General features: G+C 72.6%; 12 protein-coding genes. 5 read left to right on the top strand and 7 right to left on the bottom strand.

Annotation, left to right across the window (positions count from 1 at the left end; genetic code table 11):
* Positions 1-99 precede the first annotated feature (99 nt).
* From sucD to ACFWA7_RS29805, 5 genes are all read right to left on the bottom strand, one after another.
* On the bottom strand, positions 100-984 hold the full coding sequence (gene sucD / locus ACFWA7_RS29825) for a succinate--CoA ligase subunit alpha (RefSeq protein ID WP_385544178.1): 885 nt from the start codon (positions 982-984) through the stop codon (positions 100-102).
* Between the two features lie 21 nt (positions 985-1,005).
* Complete coding sequence (sucC, locus tag ACFWA7_RS29820) at positions 1,006-2,184, bottom strand: ADP-forming succinate--CoA ligase subunit beta (RefSeq protein WP_385544181.1); 1,179 nt, start codon at positions 2,182-2,184, stop codon at positions 1,006-1,008.
* 318 nt (positions 2,185-2,502) lie between these two features.
* Positions 2,503-3,618, bottom strand: coding sequence for a vWA domain-containing protein (locus ACFWA7_RS29815; protein ID WP_385826166.1), 1,116 nt, complete (start codon positions 3,616-3,618; stop codon positions 2,503-2,505).
* Between the two features lie 50 nt (positions 3,619-3,668).
* The gene (locus tag ACFWA7_RS29810; RefSeq protein ID WP_385826162.1) at positions 3,669-6,215 is read right to left on the bottom strand and encodes a DUF5682 family protein; all 2,547 of its coding nucleotides are present in this window, start codon (positions 6,213-6,215) and stop codon (positions 3,669-3,671) included.
* The gene (locus tag ACFWA7_RS29805) at positions 6,212-7,348 is read right to left on the bottom strand and encodes an AAA family ATPase (protein WP_385544187.1); all 1,137 of its coding nucleotides are present in this window, start codon (positions 7,346-7,348) and stop codon (positions 6,212-6,214) included. Before ACFWA7_RS29805 ends, ACFWA7_RS29810 begins: the two co-directional genes overlap by 4 nt.
* Before the next feature lie 127 nt (positions 7,349-7,475).
* Between ACFWA7_RS29805 and ACFWA7_RS29800 the strand changes: the two genes are divergently transcribed.
* Positions 7,476-8,840, top strand: coding sequence for an SWIM zinc finger family protein (locus tag ACFWA7_RS29800; protein WP_385826160.1), 1,365 nt, complete (start codon positions 7,476-7,478; stop codon positions 8,838-8,840).
* A gap of 92 nt (positions 8,841-8,932) precedes the next feature.
* The gene (locus tag ACFWA7_RS29795; RefSeq protein ID WP_385826158.1) at positions 8,933-10,645 is read left to right on the top strand and encodes a DUF5691 domain-containing protein; all 1,713 of its coding nucleotides are present in this window, start codon (positions 8,933-8,935) and stop codon (positions 10,643-10,645) included.
* 511 nt (positions 10,646-11,156) lie between these two features.
* On the opposite strand, the gene ACFWA7_RS29790 is transcribed toward ACFWA7_RS29795, so the two are convergent.
* Positions 11,157-11,570: a cobalamin B12-binding domain-containing protein gene (locus ACFWA7_RS29790; protein ID WP_385544195.1), complete on the bottom strand. Its 414-nt coding sequence runs from the start codon at positions 11,568-11,570 to the stop codon at positions 11,157-11,159.
* A gap of 409 nt (positions 11,571-11,979) precedes the next feature.
* Between ACFWA7_RS29790 and ACFWA7_RS29785 the strand changes: the two genes are divergently transcribed.
* Positions 11,980-12,756: an esterase/lipase family protein gene (locus ACFWA7_RS29785; protein WP_385544246.1), complete on the top strand. Its 777-nt coding sequence runs from the start codon at positions 11,980-11,982 to the stop codon at positions 12,754-12,756.
* 251 nt (positions 12,757-13,007) lie between these two features.
* On the top strand, positions 13,008-14,462 hold the full coding sequence (locus ACFWA7_RS29780) for a M23 family metallopeptidase (protein ID WP_385826156.1): 1,455 nt from the start codon (positions 13,008-13,010) through the stop codon (positions 14,460-14,462).
* A gap of 51 nt (positions 14,463-14,513) precedes the next feature.
* Here ACFWA7_RS29780 and pcrA read toward each other — a convergent pair whose 3' ends face one another.
* Entirely contained in the window at positions 14,514-16,973 is a 2,460-nt protein-coding gene (gene pcrA, locus ACFWA7_RS29775; protein WP_385544201.1) for a DNA helicase PcrA, read from the bottom strand.
* A 219-nt stretch (positions 16,974-17,192) separates the two neighbouring features.
* On the opposite strand from pcrA, the gene ACFWA7_RS29770 reads away from it, so the two are divergent.
* A complete protein-coding gene (locus ACFWA7_RS29770) occupies positions 17,193-18,476 on the top strand; it encodes an NlpC/P60 family protein (protein ID WP_385826154.1) in 1,284 nt (427 codons plus the stop codon).
* The last annotated feature ends 7 nt before the right edge of the window (positions 18,477-18,483 follow it).

Genomic DNA, 18,483 nt, shown 5'->3' with positions numbered 1-18,483 from the left:
CCCCTTGTCCTGGGGTGCGGGCCCACGCGCGTACAGACGTACGGACCAGCCGTACGGGCGACCCGAGGGTCAGGCTGAACGTCAGCCGGCGAGACTGTGTCAGTTGCCGAGAATGGCGCGCGCCAGCTTGGCCGTCTCGGTCGGCGTCTTGCCGACCTTGACGCCCGCGGCCTCCAGGGCCTCCTTCTTGGCCTGGGCCGTGCCGGAGGAGCCGGAGACGATGGCGCCGGCGTGGCCCATGGTCTTGCCCTCGGGCGCGGTGAAGCCCGCGACGTAGCCGACGACCGGCTTGGTCACGTTGGCCTTGATGAAGTCGGCCGCGCGCTCCTCGGCGTCGCCGCCGATCTCACCGATCATGACGATCAGGTCGGTGTCGGGGTCGGCCTCGAACGCGGCGAGCGCGTCGATGTGCGTGGTGCCGATGACCGGGTCGCCACCGATGCCGACGGCGGACGAGAAGCCGATGTCACGGAGCTCGTACATCATCTGGTACGTCAGCGTGCCGGACTTCGACACCAAGCCGATACGGCCCGGCTTGGTGATGTCGCCCGGGATGATGCCGGCGTTGGACTGGCCCGGCGTGATCAGACCGGGGCAGTTCGGGCCGATGATGCGGGTCTTGTTGCCCTTGGCCTTCGCGTACGCCCAGAAGGCGGCGGAGTCGTGGACCGCGATGCCCTCGGTGATCACCACGGCGAGCGGGATCTCGGCGTCGATCGCCTCGACCACGGCGGCCTTGGCGAACGCCGGCGGCACGAAGAGGACGGACACGTTGGCGCCGGTCTTCTCCATCGCCTCGGCGACCGTGCCGAAGACCGGGATCTCGGTGCCGTCGATGTCGACGGACGTGCCGGCCTTGCGCGGGTTCACACCGCCGACGATGTTGGAGCCGTCAGCGAGCATGAGCTTGGTGTGCTTCATGCCCGTGGCGCCGGTCATGCCCTGGACGATGACCTTGCTGTCCTTGTTGAGGAAGATAGCCATGGTGGTGTCTGACCTCGTCCCTTACTTCGCAGCCGCGAGCTCGGCGGCCTTGTCGGCCGCGCCGTCCATGGTGTCCACGCGCTGCACGAGCGGGTGGTTCGCGTCCGACAGGATCTTGCGACCCAGCTCCGCGTTGTTGCCGTCGAGGCGCACGACCAGCGGCTTCGTGACCTCTTCGCCCTTGTCGGCGAGGAGCTGCAGCGCCTGGACGATGCCGTTGGCGACCTCGTCGCACGCGGTGATGCCACCGAAGACGTTGACGAACACGGACTTGACGTCCGCGTCACCGAGGATGATCTCCAGGCCGTTCGCCATCACCTGGGCGGACGCGCCGCCGCCGATGTCGAGGAAGTTGGCCGGCTTCACGCCGCCGTGGTTCTCACCGGCGTACGCGACGACGTCCAGGGTGCTCATGACGAGCCCCGCGCCGTTGCCGATGATGCCGACCTCGCCGTCGAGCTTGACGTAGTTGAGGCCCTTGGCCTTGGCGGCCGCCTCAAGCGGGTTGGCCGACGCCTTGTCCTCAAGCGCCTCGTGCTCCGGCTGGCGGAACTCGGCGTTCTCGTCCAGGGACACCTTGCCGTCGAGGGCGAGGATGTCACCGGAGGCGACCTTGGCGAGCGGGTTGACCTCGACGAGGAGCGCGTCCTCGGCGACGAAGGTCTTCCACAGGGTCACCATGACCTCGGCGACCTGCTCGGCGACCTCGGCCGGGAACTTCGCCTGGGCGACGATCTCGCGGGCCTTCTCGATGGTCACACCCTCGTTGGAGTCGACCGGGACCTTCGCGAGGGCCTCGGGGGTCTTCTCCGCGACCTCCTCGATGTCCATGCCGCCCTGGACCGAGGCCATGGCCAGGAAGGTCCGGTTGGTGCGGTCGAGGAGGTACGAGACGTAGTACTCCTCAAGGATCTCGGGAGCGGTCTCGGCGATCATCACCTTGTGGACCGTGTGGCCCTTGATGTCCATGCCGAGGATGTCCGTCGCGCGAGCGACGGCCTCGTCCGGCGTGGAGGCCAGCTTCACGCCGCCGGCCTTGCCTCGGCCGCCTACCTTCACCTGCGCCTTGACGACGGACTTGCCGCCCAGCCGCTCGGTCGCCTCGCGGGCTGCCTCAGGCGTGTCGATCACTTCACCGGCCAGCACCGGTACACCGTGCTTGGCGAAGAGGTCCCTCGCCTGGTACTCGAACAGGTCCACGCGCGTCCGTCCCTTTTCAGTGGTTCGCGGTTCGTTCTTCTGCGTGGGCGTGCCGCGAAGGGCAACGTGACGGCACTGTCACTGAGGGAGGCGTACACGGTGTCCGGGTACGCGGCATGTCCGTCTCGCAGGTTATCCCCGCCAGAGCGAGCTCCCTAAATCGCAGATCACACCTGAGCGGTGATACCTGTCACAGATCACCTGCTCACAGCGTGTCAGGTATCGGCAGAGGACGCTTCTCGATCGCCGCCGCCCTGCTGTGTCTCCCCGGGGGACAACCCCCGGACCCCGGCCGGGAGGCCGATCCCGGCACCGGTTTCAGCCCGCGTCCGGTATCGGCAGCGCCCGCTTCTCGATCGCCGCCGCCATGATCTCCGGGAAGAGATCGGGGGTGCAGGCGAAGGCGGGCGCGCCCAGGGCGGACAGGGCCGCCGCGTGCTCGTGGTCATACGCCGGGGCGCCCTCGTCGGAGAGGGCGAGCAGGGCCACGAACTGCACCCCGGACGCCTTCATCGCCGCCACCCGCTTCAGCATCTCGTCCCGGATCCCTCCCTCGTAAAGATCACTGATCAGTACGACGACGGTGTCGGCAGGACGGGTGATCTGCGACTGGCAGTAGGCGAGGGCGCGGTTGATGTCGGTGCCGCCGCCCAGCTGGGTGCCGAACAGCACGTCCACCGGGTCGTCGAGCTGGTCGGTGAGGTCGACGACGGCCGTGTCGAACACGACCAGCCGGGTGGCGATCGAGCGCATGGAGGCGAGGACGGCGCCGAAGACCGAGGCGTAGACGACCGAGGCGGCCATGGAGCCGGACTGGTCGATGCAGAGGACCACGTCCTTCTTGACGGACTGGGCGGCCCGCCCGTACCCGACCAGCCGGTCCGGGACGACCGTGCCGTACTCCGGCAGGTAGTTCTTCAGGTTCGCCCGGATGGTGCGGTCCCAGTCGATGTCCCGGTGGCGGGGGCGGCTGATCCTGGCCGAACGGTCCAGGGCGCCCGTGAGCGTGGCCTTCGTCCGGGTGGCGAGCCGCTTCTCCAGGTCCTCGACGACCTTGCGGACGACCGCGCGGGCCGTCTCCTTGGTGGTCTCCGGCATCGCCTTGTTGAGCGAGAGCAGCGTGCCCACGAGGTGCACGTCCGCCTCGACGGCCTCCAGCATCTCCGGCTCCAGGAGCAGCGCGGAGAGCCCGAGCCGGTCGATGGCGTCGCGCTGCATGACCTGGACGACCGAGCTGGGGAAGTACGTACGGATGTCACCCAGCCAGCGGGCGACGCTCGGGGCGGAGGCGCCGAGCCCGGCGCCCCGGCCCTTCGACGAACCCCGTCCGCCGGAGCCGCCGTAGAGCGCGGACAGGGCGCCGTCCATCGCGGCGTCGCGCCCGGCGAGCATGCGGCCCGTGCCGTCGGCGCCCTGCTCCCCGCCGAGCACCATCCGCCAACGGCGCAGCCGCTCGCCGGCGGCCGCATCGAGTTGTTCTGTGCTCACTTCCCCACTCCTGCCAGGTGATCGGATGCCAGGTGATCGGATGCCAGGTGGCCGGATGCCAGGTGGCCGGACGGCTCCGGCGGTGCGCCGGATCCGTGGGTGCTCCCGCCGAGGATCAGCCGCAGCAGCGGCTCCACGGCGTCGGCGCGCTCCTCGTCGAGCCCGGCCCCGAAGCCGGGGGCGGCCGCGTCGGCCCGGGCCGGACCGGCGGTGCCGGGGCCGCGCCGGACGAGCTCGCCGAGGGTGCGGCGCACGCCCGGTTCGTACGCCGAGAAGGTGCGGCGCAGCAGCGGGAGTACGTCCGTGAAGGCGTCGGCCGGGACGCCGGTCAGCCAGGTGTCGACCAGGGCGAGCAGCCGCTCGTCGTGGACGAGGAGCATCCCGCCGCCCGAGGCGCCCCCGACGAAGCCCTCGATCCAGGCGGCCGCGTCGCCGGGCGGTGTCCCCGCCGAGAGCGCCAGGCCCATGTGGCGCTCCGCCTCGGTGTCGTCGAGCCGTCCGTCGTCCAGGAGCAGACGGACGGCACGGCCCCGGATCTCCCCCGCCGCCGTGTCCCGCCCGGCCAGCCTGGCCAGGACCGACGCCCAGCGGTCCCGCAGGGTCGTCGGGCCCTCGGGCGCCTCCGGGAGCAGGGCCATGGCCGTGTGGACGTCGTCGATGCGGCGGCGCATCTCGCTGGCGCCGTCCGCGTCCAGGCCGGTACAGGCGGGCGGCAGGCCGACGCAGATCCGCTCGGCGAGCCCGGTCGCCACCTCCCCGAGCGCGGCCGTCTCCGTGCCCCGCACGTCTCCGTACCGCAGCGTGCGGGCCAGGGCGGGCAGCGCCTGGGCGAGGTGGGCGACGTCCGTGTCGAGCGCGGCCCGGTCGGCGAGCGCGCGCATCACCACCGGGAGCGCGTCGGTGAGCTCGGCGAGCAGACATCGCTCGGCCAGTGCGGTGATCTCGCCCAGGACCGTCGCCCCGGCGGCCTCCGACTCGGCCCGCGCGGTGGCGGCGGCCAGGACCGTGGTGCCCCACACCCCGGCCTCGGCCACCCGCACCGACAGTTCGGGCTCCCAGCGCAGCCGCCAGCTCTCCCGGAACGTGCCGGTGCTGCCCCGGGACGCCGACTGCTCGCCCCAGCCGATGCCGAGGAGGCTGAGCCGGTGCAGCAGACGGCTGCGCGCGGCGTCGGTCTCCTTGCGCAGATCGAGCTCCAGCTCGCGCTCCAGCGCCTCCGGTTTGAGCCGCAGGGAGCGCTGGGCGCGGGTGAGGTCGCGCTGGAGCGGGACGGCCGGGGCGGCGTCGGGGACCTCGCCGAGCACATCACCGACGACGAGGCGGTCCTGGACGAGGGCGAGCGGCACGTCGGAGCCCTCGCACATCACCGCCCGCACCGCGTCGGTCGTCTCGGTCAGGCCCGGCAGCGGGCGGCCGCGCATCGCGGCGAGGGTCCCGGCGAGCCGCACCGCCTCGATGACGTGGGCGGACGAGACCTGCCGGTCCTCCTCGCGCAGCAGCCCGGCGACCTTGGTCATCCAGCGCTCGACGGGCCGGTCGGGGGCGGCGAACAAGTGCCCGTACCAGCCGGGCGAGTCGATGCCCGCCCCGTAGCCGCTGTGCCGGGCGAGGCGGCGGTGGGTCCAGGGCACCCAGGTCAGCTCGGCCTTCACCTTGGGGAGGCCCTTGAGCAGCGCGCGGTCGGCCGCGACCGTGGTCCGGGCGGCGAGCGCGGGCACGTGCCAGGCGCCGCACACCACCGCGATCTCCTCCCCGAACTCGCGCCGGGCGGTGCGCAGTTGCTGGCGCATGTACGCCTCGCGAATCAGGTCGCGCGCGTGGCCGCCGTCCCCGTACGCCTCGCGCAGCGCCGTCATGGCTTCGCCCAGGACGGTGAACGGGCCGTACGGATCGGCTCCCGGTGTGCCGTCGCGGTGCTCCACGACGTCCTCCCACCAGGCTTCCGGGTCGTCGTATCCGGCGGTTTCGGCGAGCACGCCGATCGGGTCGATCCGCAGCCCGGGCTGCCCCTGTTGTGAACCGCCCTCGTCGTCGGTCCCGCCGTCCGTCCCGCTCAGTGGCTCGGTCTCCGGCGGCTCCTCCGCCAGGGAGTGGGCCGCCGGGAGGTCGATGAAGCGGACCTCGGCGCCCGCGTCCAGGGCCCAGCGCAGCGCCACCCACTCCGGCGAGAACTCGGCCATCGGCCAGAACGCGGCCCGGCGCGGGTCGTCCACCACATGGGCGAGCAGCGCGACCGGCGGCCGCATGTCCGGGTCGGCGGCGAGCGCGAGCAGCCCGTCGGCCTCGGGCGGGCCCTCGATCAGCACGGCCCGGGGCCGCGCCGCCTCCAGCGCCGCCCGCACGGCCCGCGCCGACCCGGGCCCGTGGTGCCGCACACCGAGCAGCCAGGGGCCGGGGGGCGCGGCGGGCGCCGGGTCCGTGGCGCCGGGCCCGACTACATCCGGCCCGACTACATCCGGCCCGACTGCATCCGGCGCGGCGGCATCCGGCGCGGCCGCATCCGCAGCGGACGCGTCCGGCGCGGCCGAGGACAGGGCGGTCATGCCGACACCTCTCGGCAGGCGCGGTAGAAGTCCTTCCAGCCGTCGCGCTCGCGCGCCACCGTCTCCAGGTACTCCTGCCAGATGACACGGTCCGCCGCCGGGTCGCGGACGACCGCGCCGAGGATGCCCGCCGCCACATCGCCGGAGCGCAGCACGCCGTCGCCGAAGTGCGCGGCGAGCGCCAGACCGCCCGTCACCACCGAGATCGCCTCGGCCGTGGAGAGCGTCCCCGAAGGGGACTTGAGCTTGGTGCGGCCGTCGCCGGTCACGCCGTCCCGCAGCTCGCGGAAGACGGTGACGACCCGGCGGATCTCGTCCATGCCCTCGGGGGCCGCGGGCAGGTCGAGCGAGCGCCCGAGCTGGTCGACCCGGCGCGAGACGATGTCGACCTCTTCGTCGGCGGTCGCCGGAAGCGGCAGGACCACCGTGTTGAAGCGGCGGCGCAGCGCGCTCGACAGCTCGTTGACCCCCCGGTCACGGTCGTTGGCCGTGGCGATGACGTTGAAGCCGCGCACCGCCTGCGTCTCCTGGCCCAACTCGGGGATGGGCAGCGTCTTTTCCGACAGGATCGTGATCAGCGTGTCCTGCACGTCGGCGGGGATACGGGTCAGCTCCTCGATCCGGGCCGTCATCCCCTCGGCCATGGCCCGCATGACCGGACTGGGCACCAGGGCGTCCCGGCTGGGGCCGTGCGCCAGCAGTTGCGCGTAGTTCCACCCGTACCGGATCGCCTCCTCCGGGGTGCCGGCCGTGCCCTGGACCAGCAGCGTGGAGTCGCCGCTGACGGCGGCGGCGAGGTGCTCGGACACCCAGGTCTTGGCGGTGCCGGGCACCCCGAGCAGCAGCAGCGCCCGGTCGGTGGCGAGCGTGGTGACGGCGACCTCGACGATGCGGCGCGGGCCCACGTACTTCGGCGTGATCACCGTGCCGTCGGGCAGGGTGCCGCCGAGCAGATACGTGGCGACGGCCCACGGTGAGAGCTGCCAACGGGCGGGCCTGGGCCGGTCGTCGGCGGCTGCCAGCGCCCTGAGTTCATGCGCGAACGCGTGCTCGGCGTGCGGGCGCAGGGCCTCGGCGGCGGCCGCCTCGACACCTCTTCCGGCGGCTGCGGAGTTGATTTCGGACACGGTCATGGATCCCCCTCCAGATCAGTCGACCCGATGTGACTCCACCGTGCACCACGCCACTGACAATCGACCTCGGCGCGGGGGAAAGTGCAGGTCAGGCCGATTGTCAGTGGGGGCATCTACCTTCGGAAGCATGAATCAGCAGGGGGTGCGCTGGACTGCGGAACAGGTGCTGGCCCTGGCTCCTGACGCCGCGTCACGCAAGGCGGGAAGCAAGCTGGGCACGGCCGGGCCGTGGTCGGAGAGCGGCTGCGACGACTCAAGCGTGTGGGGCCTGTGCAAGGGCAGCGGCAGCAAGCCGTACCAGACGGTGGTCGACACGGGCGGGCTCGGATACAAGTGCAGTTGCCCGAGCCGCAAGTTCCCGTGCAAGCACGCGCTGGGGCTGCTGTTGCTCTGGGCGGCGGACCAGCAGGCGGTGCCGGCCGTCGGGGACGGGGAGGTGCCCGGCTGGGCCGAGGAGTGGCTGCGCGGCCGACGGGAGCGGGCGGAGAAGAAGGGGGGCGAGGAGGCGGGCCCCGCCGGGGCGAGGACCGCCGATCCGGAGGCGGCCCGGCGCCGCGCGGAGAAGCGCGCCGAGCGGGTCACGGGCGGGGCGGCCGAGCTGGAGCAGCGTCTGGAGGACCTGCTGCGCGGCGGCCTGGCGGCGGCCGAGCGGCCCGGGTACGGGCTGTGGGAGGAGACGGCCGCCCGCATGGTCGACGCACAGGCGCCGGGACTGGCGGGCAGGGTAAGGGAGTTGGGGGCCATACCGGGCTCCGGGCCGGGCTGGCCGGTGCGGCTCCTGGAGGAGTGCGCGCTGCTGCATCTGCTCGACCGGGCCTGGCTGGGCCGCGAGGGGCTGCCGGAGCCGCTGGCCGCCACGGTCCGGGCGCGGGTCGGCGTGCCCGCGCCGCCGCAGGGGCCGCCGGTGCGGGACATCTGGCAGGTCCTGGCCCAGTACGACACGGCCGACAGCAAGCTGACCACGCGCCGGATCTGGCTGTACGGAAGGGAGTCGGGCCGTGCGGCGATGCTGCTCGACTTCGGCGCGGCGGGCCGGGCGCCCGATCTCGCCCTGCCGGTCGGCCTCGCGATCGACGCCGAGCTCACGCCGCACCCGGGCGGCGGGCAACTGCGGGCCACGCTGGGCGAGCGGTTCGGGGCGCCGCTTGCGGCCGTGGGCCCGCCGCCCGGCGGCACGACGACCGAGGCGATGGAGCGGTACGGGCGGGCGCTGCGGGACGATCCGTGGCTGGACGCGTGGCCGGTGACGCTGAGCGGGGTGATACCGGTACCGCCGGGCGAGGGCGGCGGCCAGGGGTGGCAACTAGCGGATGCCGACGGCGCGTTGGCGCTTCCCGTCACCTCGGGCGCGGCTGACCGGGCGGGCCTGTGGAAGCTCGTCGCGCTGTCGGGCGGCGGCCCGGTCACGGTGTTCGGCGAGTGCGGACACCGGGGGTTCGCGCCGCTGGCGGGGTGGGCGCAGGGCGAGGCGGAGGCGGTGCGGCTGCTGTGACGGCGGCGAGTTCGAGGGCTGCGGGGTTGAAGGCTGCGGGTTTGCGGGCTGCTGTGAAGGAGGGTGCGCATATGTATGGAGGGGAAGCCACGATGTCCGCTGCCGCGACCAGGAACGGGGACACGGCCAGGACCGGGCACACGGCCAGGACCGGGGACACGGCCAGGACCGGGGACACGGCCAGGACCGGGGACACGGCCAGGACCGGGGACACGGCCAGGACCGGGGGCACGGGCGGCTCCTGGGAGGAGCTCGTCACCAGCGCGTTGCTCGGCACCGAGCGGCGGCCCGCTGCCGGGGAACCCGCCGCGCTCCTCGACGAGGCCGCGCTGCGTACCGTCCGCCGCCGGGCGGGACTGCTGCCCGCACCAGCTCCGATACGGCCCGAGAAGGTGCCGGACGACGGGCGGCCGGAGCTGCCGGAGGCCGCGCGGCGACGGCTCGGTCAACTGCTCGCGGACCGTTCGGCGTCGGCGCACTCCGGGGGGCGGCGGGGGGCCGCGCCGGATCTGGCGGAGCTGCTGCCGCAGTGGCTGGGCGCGGCGGCCGCACGGGGCTTCCGGGCGCCGCCCGCCCTGCTGCCCGCGCTGCTCGACGCGGCCCGGGCGCGTACGGACCTGCGGCCGCAGGCATTGGCGTTCGCCGGGCCGCGCGGAACGTGGCTGGCGCGGCTGAACCCGGAGTGGCGGTTCGCGCTGCGCGGCGGGCCGGGCAGCGCGGTCCTGCCCGACGCCTCGGACACCGAGGCGGTGCGGCGGCTGTGGGACGAGGGGCTGTTCGCCGAGCGGGTGGCGCTGCTCGCGGCGGTACGGGCGTACGAGCCCGGGGCCGCGCGGGAGTTGCTCGCCACGACGTGGGTGGCCGAACGGGCGGAGGACCGGCTGATGTTCCTCGACTCGCTACGGGCCGGCCTCCGCGGGGAGGACGAGCCGTTCCTGGAGCGGGCGCTCGCCGACCGCAGCCGTAATGTCCGGGCCACGGCCGCCGAGCTGCTTTCGGCGCTGCCCGCGTCCGCGCTGGCCGGGCGGATGGCGGCGCGGGCGGCCTCGTGCGTCGCGCTCGACCGGTCGGGGGACGGGGACGGGGCGCGGATCGCGGTGGAGGCACCGCACGAGTGCGATGCGGGGATGCAGCGCGACGGGGTGGCGCCCAAGCCGCCGACCGGGCGGGGCGAACGGTCTTGGTGGCTCGCCCAGTTGGTGGAGGCCGCGCCGCTGGGGGGCTGGACGGGGCGGCTCGGGGGGCGTTCGGCGCGGGAGATCGTGGCGTTGCCGGTCGCCGACGACTGGGGGGACGAGCTGCACGCGGCATGGTGCCGGGCCGCGGTGCGGCAGGGGAACGCGGAGTGGGCGCGTGCGCTCCTCGGCACCCCGTCCTCCCCGCCGGGCGGCAACGCGGGGACGGTGTCGCTGGCCGAGCGGGCCAAGCTGCTGTCGACGCTGTCGGAGGAGGAACGGGCGGAGTGGGTCGCCGCGTTCATAGCCGCGCACGGGTTGTCGGAGGCGTTCCAACTGCTGGGGGTGTGTCTGGTGCCGTGGCCGGCGGGGCTGGGGCGGGCCGTGGTGGACGCGCTGGAGATCGCGCGGGACGCGGGGAGCTATCCGTGGAGCTTCAGCGGGGTGATGGGGCTGGCGGAGCGGTGCCTGTCTCCGGGGGAGGCGGGGCGGCTCGACGCGCTCACGGCTGTGCCGGTGGAGGAGGAAGGGGCGTCGCCGGGGGCAGGGGGTTACTGGGCGGAGGCGTTTCAGCGGCTGGTGGGGACGTTGCGGTTGCGGGGGGCGATGCTGGCGGAACTGGGCGGTTGAGCTTCCGCCCCGCCCGTTCCCGCTGTGACAAGTGCGGCTCCGCAGCGTGGCCTCCGGGGTGGGTGGGGGGCGGGGCCGGTCTCCCGGGGGCTGCGCCCCAGGACCCTGGGCGGGGCTACACCCCCGGACCCCGGGAGGGCTACACCCCCGGACCCCGTTGGCGGGGCTGCGCCCCTGCACCTGCTTGCGGGGCCCGCGGCCCCTGCCCCCCGCTTTCGGGGCTCCGCCCCGGACCCCGCTCCTCAAACGCCGGAGAGGCTGAATGCGCAGCCCCTGCTCCTCGCACGCTGAAGGGGAGCTGAATTTCCCGCCGTCAGAGCTCGCATCATGGCCGCGCCCCATCCCCCTGAGGGGCGCGGGGAACCGCGCGACCAGCCCAGGGCGGCCCGCAGAGAAAGAACGCGCCCCCCAGGAGCCCGCCCGGCACAGCCTCGCATCCCCCTCAGGGGCGCGGGGAACCGCGCGACCGGCCAGCCACGGATAACCCGCAGCCGAACACGGGGCCCCGCCCCTACGCCCCCGCCGCCTCCCGCACATTCGCGTTGACCCACTCCACAATCGACGTCGTCGTCGCCCCAGGCGTGAAGATCTCGGCCACGCCGAGGGACTTCAGCGGGGGGATGTCCGCCTCGGGGATGATGCCGCCGCCGAAGACCTTGATGTCCTCCGCGTCGCGGTCCTTCAGGAGTTCCAGGACCTTGGCGAACAGCGTGTTGTGGGCGCCGGAGAGGATGGAGAGGCCGATCGCGTCGGCATCCTCCTGGATGGCCGTGTCGACGATCTGCTCGGGGGTCTGGTGCAGGCCCGTGTAGATGACCTCCATGCCCGCGTCGCGCAGCGCCCGTGCGATGACCTTGGCGCCCCGGTCGTGCCCGTCGAGCCCCGGCTTGGCCACCACCACGCGGATCGGACCGGTTACACCCATCACTGCCTCCACACGAGGTGAACAAACTGAAGTGGACGAACTGAAGTGAACGAACGTTATCTCCAGCATCGCGCACGCCGCCGTTTCGCGGTGGCCGGGGAGGGGGAAATCACACGGTGGGACATGTTCGTTCTGCGTCGCCGCACCCGGTTGTCCGCCGCCCGCCGGCCGGACCTGCCGGGCCGGCCGCAAGGGGAGCCACTCTGAAGGCGCCGGACCTCCGTGCCGTCAGCCGCACAGCACGGAGGTCCGGCCCACGGCGTTCTGGACGAGCGCGTTTTCGCGGGGGCGCCCCATGAGGGCACACGGGGGACAGGGCCGTCCTCCCGGCGTGCCGTTCGGGAGGTCGTCCGTGCAGTTCTTTCCGCTCCTTCCGCTGTGTCTGCGCCGCGCCTGGGTCTCCGCCGCGATGCTGCGCGCCACCGCACTCGACCTCGCCGTGCTGGCCGGCCATCTCGTCCTCTATCCATCCGGCATGGCGGCCGAGCAGAGAGACCCCGCCCCGGACGGGGCACCACAGCTGCCCACCGCCGGGCGCGCCCGGCCGCCCGTCGTGCTGCTGCACGGCTTCATCGACAACCGGTCGGTCTTCGTCCTGCTGCGCCGCTCGCTGTCCCGGCACGGCTGGCGCCATCTCGAATCGCTCAACTACTCGCCGCTGACCTGCGACATCCGTACCGCCGCCGAGCTGCTCGGCCGCCATGTCGAGGAGATCTGCGCGCGCACCGGGCACGCCGAGGTGGACATCGTCGGGCACAGCCTCGGCGGTCTGATCGCCCGCTACTACGTCCAGTGCCTCGACGGCGACGCCCGCGTCCGTACGCTCGTCACGCTCGGCACCCCGCACGCGGGCACGCGCTCGGCGCAGCTCATCAGCGCGCACCCGATCGTCCGCCAGATGTGCCCCGGCTCCGATGTCGTCGAGGAGCTGCGCCGGCCAGCCCCCGGCTGCCGGACGCGGTTCGTGAGCTTCTGGAGCGACCTCGACACGCTGATGGTCCCGGTGGAGACCGCCCGTATCGACCACCCCGATCTGACCGTTCAGAACGTGCGGGTGTCGGGAATCGGACACCTGGCCCTGCCGGTCCACCCGGCCGTCGCCACCGGCATACGTCAGGCGTTGACTGTGGAAGAGGCCGGGAAAGAAGAGACGGGCAGCGCGCGCGATGCGTTCTCGGTTGCCTGAGCTTCAGCTGGAGCCGTCCTAACGGCCCGCTCAGCTCCCGCTTTTTCGAACATTTCTCGAACGAAAGACCAAGCCTCTGCCCACGGCCCGCCGAAAGACACTGATTGCCCGTTTCCTCATCCAATAAAACCTGCGGAAGATTGTCGCTGTCGCGTACCGCCGGGTACAGTCACGCCACTGCTTCCCCCACCGGGAGCCCCTCCCCAGGGCCCCCGGACCCAGGTCCCGTTGCCGAGGCGAGAGAGAAGTTGGTGACCGACCAGCACGCCCACGCCGGATACGCCGGATACGACGGCTATTCCACGGCGGACGCCACCGGCGCCCTCAACACCGACCCGCTCTTCGGTGCTCTGCCCGGCGGTTACGACACGAGCCACACCGGCACGTACGACACGGGCCAGTGGGACGCCTACGGCGCGCAGCAGTACCAGCACCCGCAGACCTCGTACGACACCACCGGGCAGTGGACCATCCCGGCCCAGTCGGCCGGGCCCGATGTCACCGGGCAGTGGGACGCCAGCGCCTGGAACCAGGCGCAGCAGACCGGGCAGTTCGAGACCACCTCTTTCGCGTACGGCGCCGCCTACGACACGACCGGCCAGTGGACCGTGCCCGGTGCGGGGTACGCGGCCGGTGCGTACGACGAGACGGGCACGTACAACACGGCCGCCTGGAACGTCGGTGTCGAGAGCACGGGCGCGCACGACGCCGTCGCCCAGCCCGGAGCCGGTCATGAAGCCGGGCATGAGCAGGCGTACGAGCAGCACGGCTACGAGCCCGCGTACGAGAGCGAGAACGAGCACGTCGAGGCACCGGCGGAGAACACCGCCCAGTTCCCCGCGCCCGACCTCGACTCCGACCAGCTCGAAACCCCTTCCCCCGAGGGGGAGTTGGACGACCGGCCCGCGGCCGAGCCGCTCGTCGCGGCCGCCACCGCTCCCGTCACCCCCCGCCGCCCCTCCGGCGCCCGCAGCCGTCGGCGCAGTCCGGCGAAGCGGTCCGCGCTGCTAACCGTCGCGGTGCCGTCGGTGTGTGTGATGGGTGTCGCCGGGGTCGCGGCCGCGTCCGTGAGCGGGCTCGGCGGCGAGAGCAAGGACGAGGGCACGGCCGTGACCGCGTCCGACCCGTCGTCGGTCAAGCCGGTCGCCGCCAACAGCAAGCTGGACACCCAGCTCGCCAACCTCAGCGCGGAGGCGGGCAACTTCGCCGACCGCGCCAGCCGTACGCAGGAACGTCTCGACCTCAAGGCCCGCCAGGCCGCGGAGAAGCATCGCAAGGCCGAGGCGGCCGCGCGCAAGGAGGCCGCGCGCCCCAAGTTCCTGCTCCCGGTGACGCAGCGGGGCCTCAGCGCGTACTTCGGCCAGGCGGGCGTCAACTGGATGTCGGTGCACACCGGCATCGACTTCCCGGTCGACTACGGCACCCCGGTGATGTCGGCGATCGACGGCACCGTCCGTACGCAGTGGAACAGCGCCTACGGCAACATGGCCATAGTGACCGCCGACGACGGCACCGAGACCTGGTACTGCCACCTCTCCAGCACCAAGTTGCGGTCCGGCCCGGTCAAGGCCGGCGAGGTCATCGCGTACTCGGGCAACTCCGGCAACTCCACCGGTCCGCACCTGCACTTCGAGGTGCGCCCCGGCGGCGGGTCGCCGATAGACCCGCTGCCGTGGCTGCGCGGCCACGGGCTCGACCCGACCTAGGCCGAGCCCGTCACAGCGCCGGTAGGGAAACGATTTGCAGCCTCTTGGCCGCTACAGCTTCTCCACCGGCGCGTACCGCAGCAGCAGCTTCTTGGGGCGCTCGTCCCCGAAGTCGATCGTGGCCTGCGCGTCCGAGCCCGAACCGGTCACCGACACCACCGTGCCCAGACCGAACTGGTCGTGGGTGACGCGGTCCCCGATGGTCAGCGCGATCACCGGCTTGTCGCTGGTACGCCGGGTCGCGAAGCCCGACGGGCCCGAGCGCGCCCGCGAGGAGGACGGTCCCCCGCCCAGGCCCTTGCCCGAGACCGGTCCTGCCGGGGCGGCCATCGGGCCCGTCCGCTTCCAGTCCAGGTGCTGGACCGGGATCTCCTCCAGGAAGCGGGACGGCGGGTTGTACGAGGGCTGGCCCCAGGCGCTGCGCATCGAGGAGCGCGTCAGATACAGCCGCTCGCGGGCGCGCGTGATGCCCACGTACGCCAGACGGCGCTCCTCCTCCAGCTCCTTGACCTGGCCGAGCGCGCGCATGTGCGGGAAGACGCCGTCCTCCATGCCGGTCAGGAACACCACCGGGAACTCCAGGCCCTTGGCGGTGTGGAGGGTCATCAGCGTGATCACGCCGGAGCCCTCCTCGTCCTCGTCGGGGATCTGGTCGGAGTCGGCGACGAGCGCCACCTGCTCCAGGAACTCCGCGAGCGTGGGGGTGCCCGCGCCCTCGTCCCCTTCGGCCTCGCCGCGTGCCTGCTCGAACTCCAGGGCCACGGCGGCGAGTTCCTGGAGGTTCTCGATCCGGGTCTCGTCCTGCGGGTCGGTGGAGGCCTGCAACTCGGCCAGATAGCCGGTCTGCTCCAGGACCGCCTCCAGGACGACGGCGGGGCCCGCGCCCGAGTCGACGATGGTGCGCAGATCGTCCATGAGCTGGTTGAAGCGCTTGACGGCGTTGGCCGAGCGGGCCGCCATTCCGTACGCCTCGTCGACGCGGCGCAGCGCCTGCGGGAAGGTGATCTTCTCGCGCAGTGAGAGCGCGTCGATCATCGCCTCGGCGCGGTCGCCGATGCCGCGCTTGGGGACGTTGAGGACCCGGCGCAGCGGGACCACGTCCTCCGGGTTGGCGAGGACGCGCAGATAGGCGAGGACGTCGCGGACCTCCTTGCGCTCGTAGAAGCGCACGCCGCCGACGACCTTGTACGGCAGGCCGACCCGGATGAAGATCTCTTCGAAGACACGGGACTGGGCGTTGGTCCGGTAGAAGATCGCGACGTCGCCCGCCTTGGCGTCGCCCGCGTCGGTGAGCCGGTCGATCTCGTCGGCGACGAACTGCGCCTCGTCGTGCTCGGTGTCGGCCACATAACCGGTGATCTGCGCGCCCGCGCCCGCGTCCGTCCACAGGTTCTTGGGGCGGCGGCTCTCGTTGCGCTCGATGACCGCGTTGGCGGCGGAGAGGATCGTCTGCGTCGAGCGGTAGTTCTGCTCCAGCATGATCGTCGTCGCGTCCGGATAGTCCTCCTCGAACTGGAGGATGTTGCGGATCGTGGCGCCCCGGAAGGCGTAGATCGACTGGTCGGCGTCACCGACCACGCACAGCTCGCCCGGCGCCTCGTCCTGCCCGGCGGGGCCGACTAGCTCGCGCACCAGCGTGTACTGGGCGTGGTTGGTGTCCTGGTACTCGTCGACCATCACATGGCGGAAGCGGCGGCGGTAGTGCTCGGCGACGTCCGGGAACGCCTGGAGCAGGTGGACCGTCGTCATGATGATGTCGTCGAAGTCCAGCGCGTTGGCCTCGCGCAACCGCGCCTGGTACATCGCGTACGCCTGCGCCAGGGTCTTCTCGAAGCCGTCGACGGCCTGGCCGGCGAAGGTCTCCTCGTCGATCAGCTCGTTCTTCAGGTTCGAGATCTTGGCGCTGAAGGACTTCGGCGGGTACCGCTTGGGGTCCAGGTCGAGGTCGCGGCAGACCAGCGCCATCAGGCGCTTGGAGTCGGCCGCGTCGTAGATCGAGAACGACGAGGTGAAGCCGAGCTTCTTGGACTCGCGGCGCAGGATCCGCACACAGGCGCTGTGGAAGGTCATCACCCACATCGCGTGCGCGCGCGGGCCGACCAGCTGCTCGACGCGCTCCTTCATCTCGCCCGCGGCCTTGTTGGTGAAGGTGATCGCGAGGATCTGGCCGGGGTGGACGCCCCGGGTGGCCAGCAGATGGGCGATGCGGTGCGTGAGCACCCGGGTCTTGCCGGAGCCCGCGCCGGCCACGATGAGCAGCGGGGAGCCGGCGTGGACCACGGCCGCCCGCTGGTTCCCGTTCAGCCCCTCCAGAAGGGTCGCCGGGTCGACCACCGGGCGCGGGGCGCCGTCCCGGTAGTACGCGTCGCGGCTCGGGGGTGCGTCGAAACGGCCCTGGAACAGGTCGTCCGGCACCTCCTCCCGGACCGGGCCGTCCTCGGGCGGCGGCGGGTGCTCCTCCTCGGAGGGCTGGAGGTCCGCCAGGAAGCTGTCGTCAAAGAGGCTGCTCATCGTCTCCCGAGTCTAGGACCCCGCTCTGACAGCCCGCTCCCGCCTTCGCAGAGACGAACCAACGACTACGGAGCGTAAAGGTCACGGGAACGTATCGGGCCTGTCGGACATCAACCTTCCCAGCGGCCACGCGAGTTGGCTAGCGTGCCGCCTCAACGGGGGAACGCCCCCGTCCGGGGACCGCCCCCGTCCGGAACGATCCGGAAGGAGGTGTCGGCCTTGCCCTCCCACCGCAAGCCGCGCACCCTCATTCGTACGGCCGCTCCCGCCGTCGGCATCACCACGGCCGCGCTCGCCTCGGTGAGCCTGCTGGCCCAGAGCGCGGGCGCGGCCCCGGGCAGGCCGAAGCCGACGGTCGAGGAGGTCCAGCGCAAGGTCGACGACCTCTACCGGCAGGCGGGCACGGCCACCGAGTCGTACAACCAGGCCAAGGAGGCCACCGACGACCAGCGCGAGAAGGCCGACGGCCTGCTCGACGAGGTCGCCCGGGGCACCGCCCGGCTGAACGACACCCGCCGGGTCCTCGGCAACTACGCCGCCGAGCAGTACCGCACCGGCGGCATGGCCTCGACCGCGACCCTGATGCTCGCGGACGACCCGCAGGCCTTCTTCGACCGCAACCACCTGATGAAGCAGCTGACCGGCCGCGAGGAGCAGGCGCTGCGGGACTTCGAGACCGAGCGGGCGGGCGTCGCGAAGAAGCGCACGGACGCGGCCCGGGGCCTGGAGCGGCTGACCGCCTCGCAGGAGTCGCTGCGGGCCGGCAAGAAGGACGTACAGACGAAGCTGGCGGCGGCGCGCACCCTGCTGAGCACGCTCACCGCGCAGGAGAAGGCGCGGCTGGCGGAGCTGGAGGAGAAGAAGCAGGAGGAGGCGCGGAAGAAGGCGGCGGAGCTGGCCGCGCGGCAGGCGGCGGCCCGCAAGGCGGCCGAAGCCGCTGAAGCCGCTGAGGCCGCTGAGGCCGCTGAGGCGGCTGAGGCGGCTGAAGCCGCGAAGAAGGCGCCGGGCACGGGCACGGGCACGGGTACCGGCACGGGTACGGGCACGGGCACGGGCACGGGTACCGGTACGGGTACCGGTACGGGCACGGGCACGGGCACGGGCACGGGCACGGGTACGGGTACGGGTACCGGCACCAGCACCCCGTCCGCCTCCACCAAGGCCGCCAAGGCCCTCGCGTTCGCCCGCGACCAGATCGGCAAGCCGTACGTGTGGGGCGCGACCGGGCCGTCCTCGTACGACTGCTCCGGGCTCACCCAGGCCGCCTGGAGGGCCGCCGGGGTCGATCTGCCGCGCACCACCTGGGACCAGGTCAAGACCGGCACCCGGGTCGCCACGGCCGAGCTGCGCCCCGGTGACCTGGTCTTCTTCTACGACGACATCAGCCACGTCGGCATGTACATCGGCAACGGGATGATGATCCACGCGCCGAAGCCGGGTGCGTACGTCCGCGAGGAGTCGATCTACTACATGCCGATCTACGGGTCGATCAGGCCCGCCTAGGCGTCGG

The organism is Streptomyces sp. NPDC059994 (genome assembly GCF_042737755.1).
In the GTDB taxonomy this organism is placed as follows: Bacteria; Actinomycetota; Actinomycetes; order Streptomycetales; family Streptomycetaceae; genus Streptomyces.
Note: the sequence above shows the minus strand (reverse complement) of the source record. Positions and strands in the feature narration are given on the sequence as shown.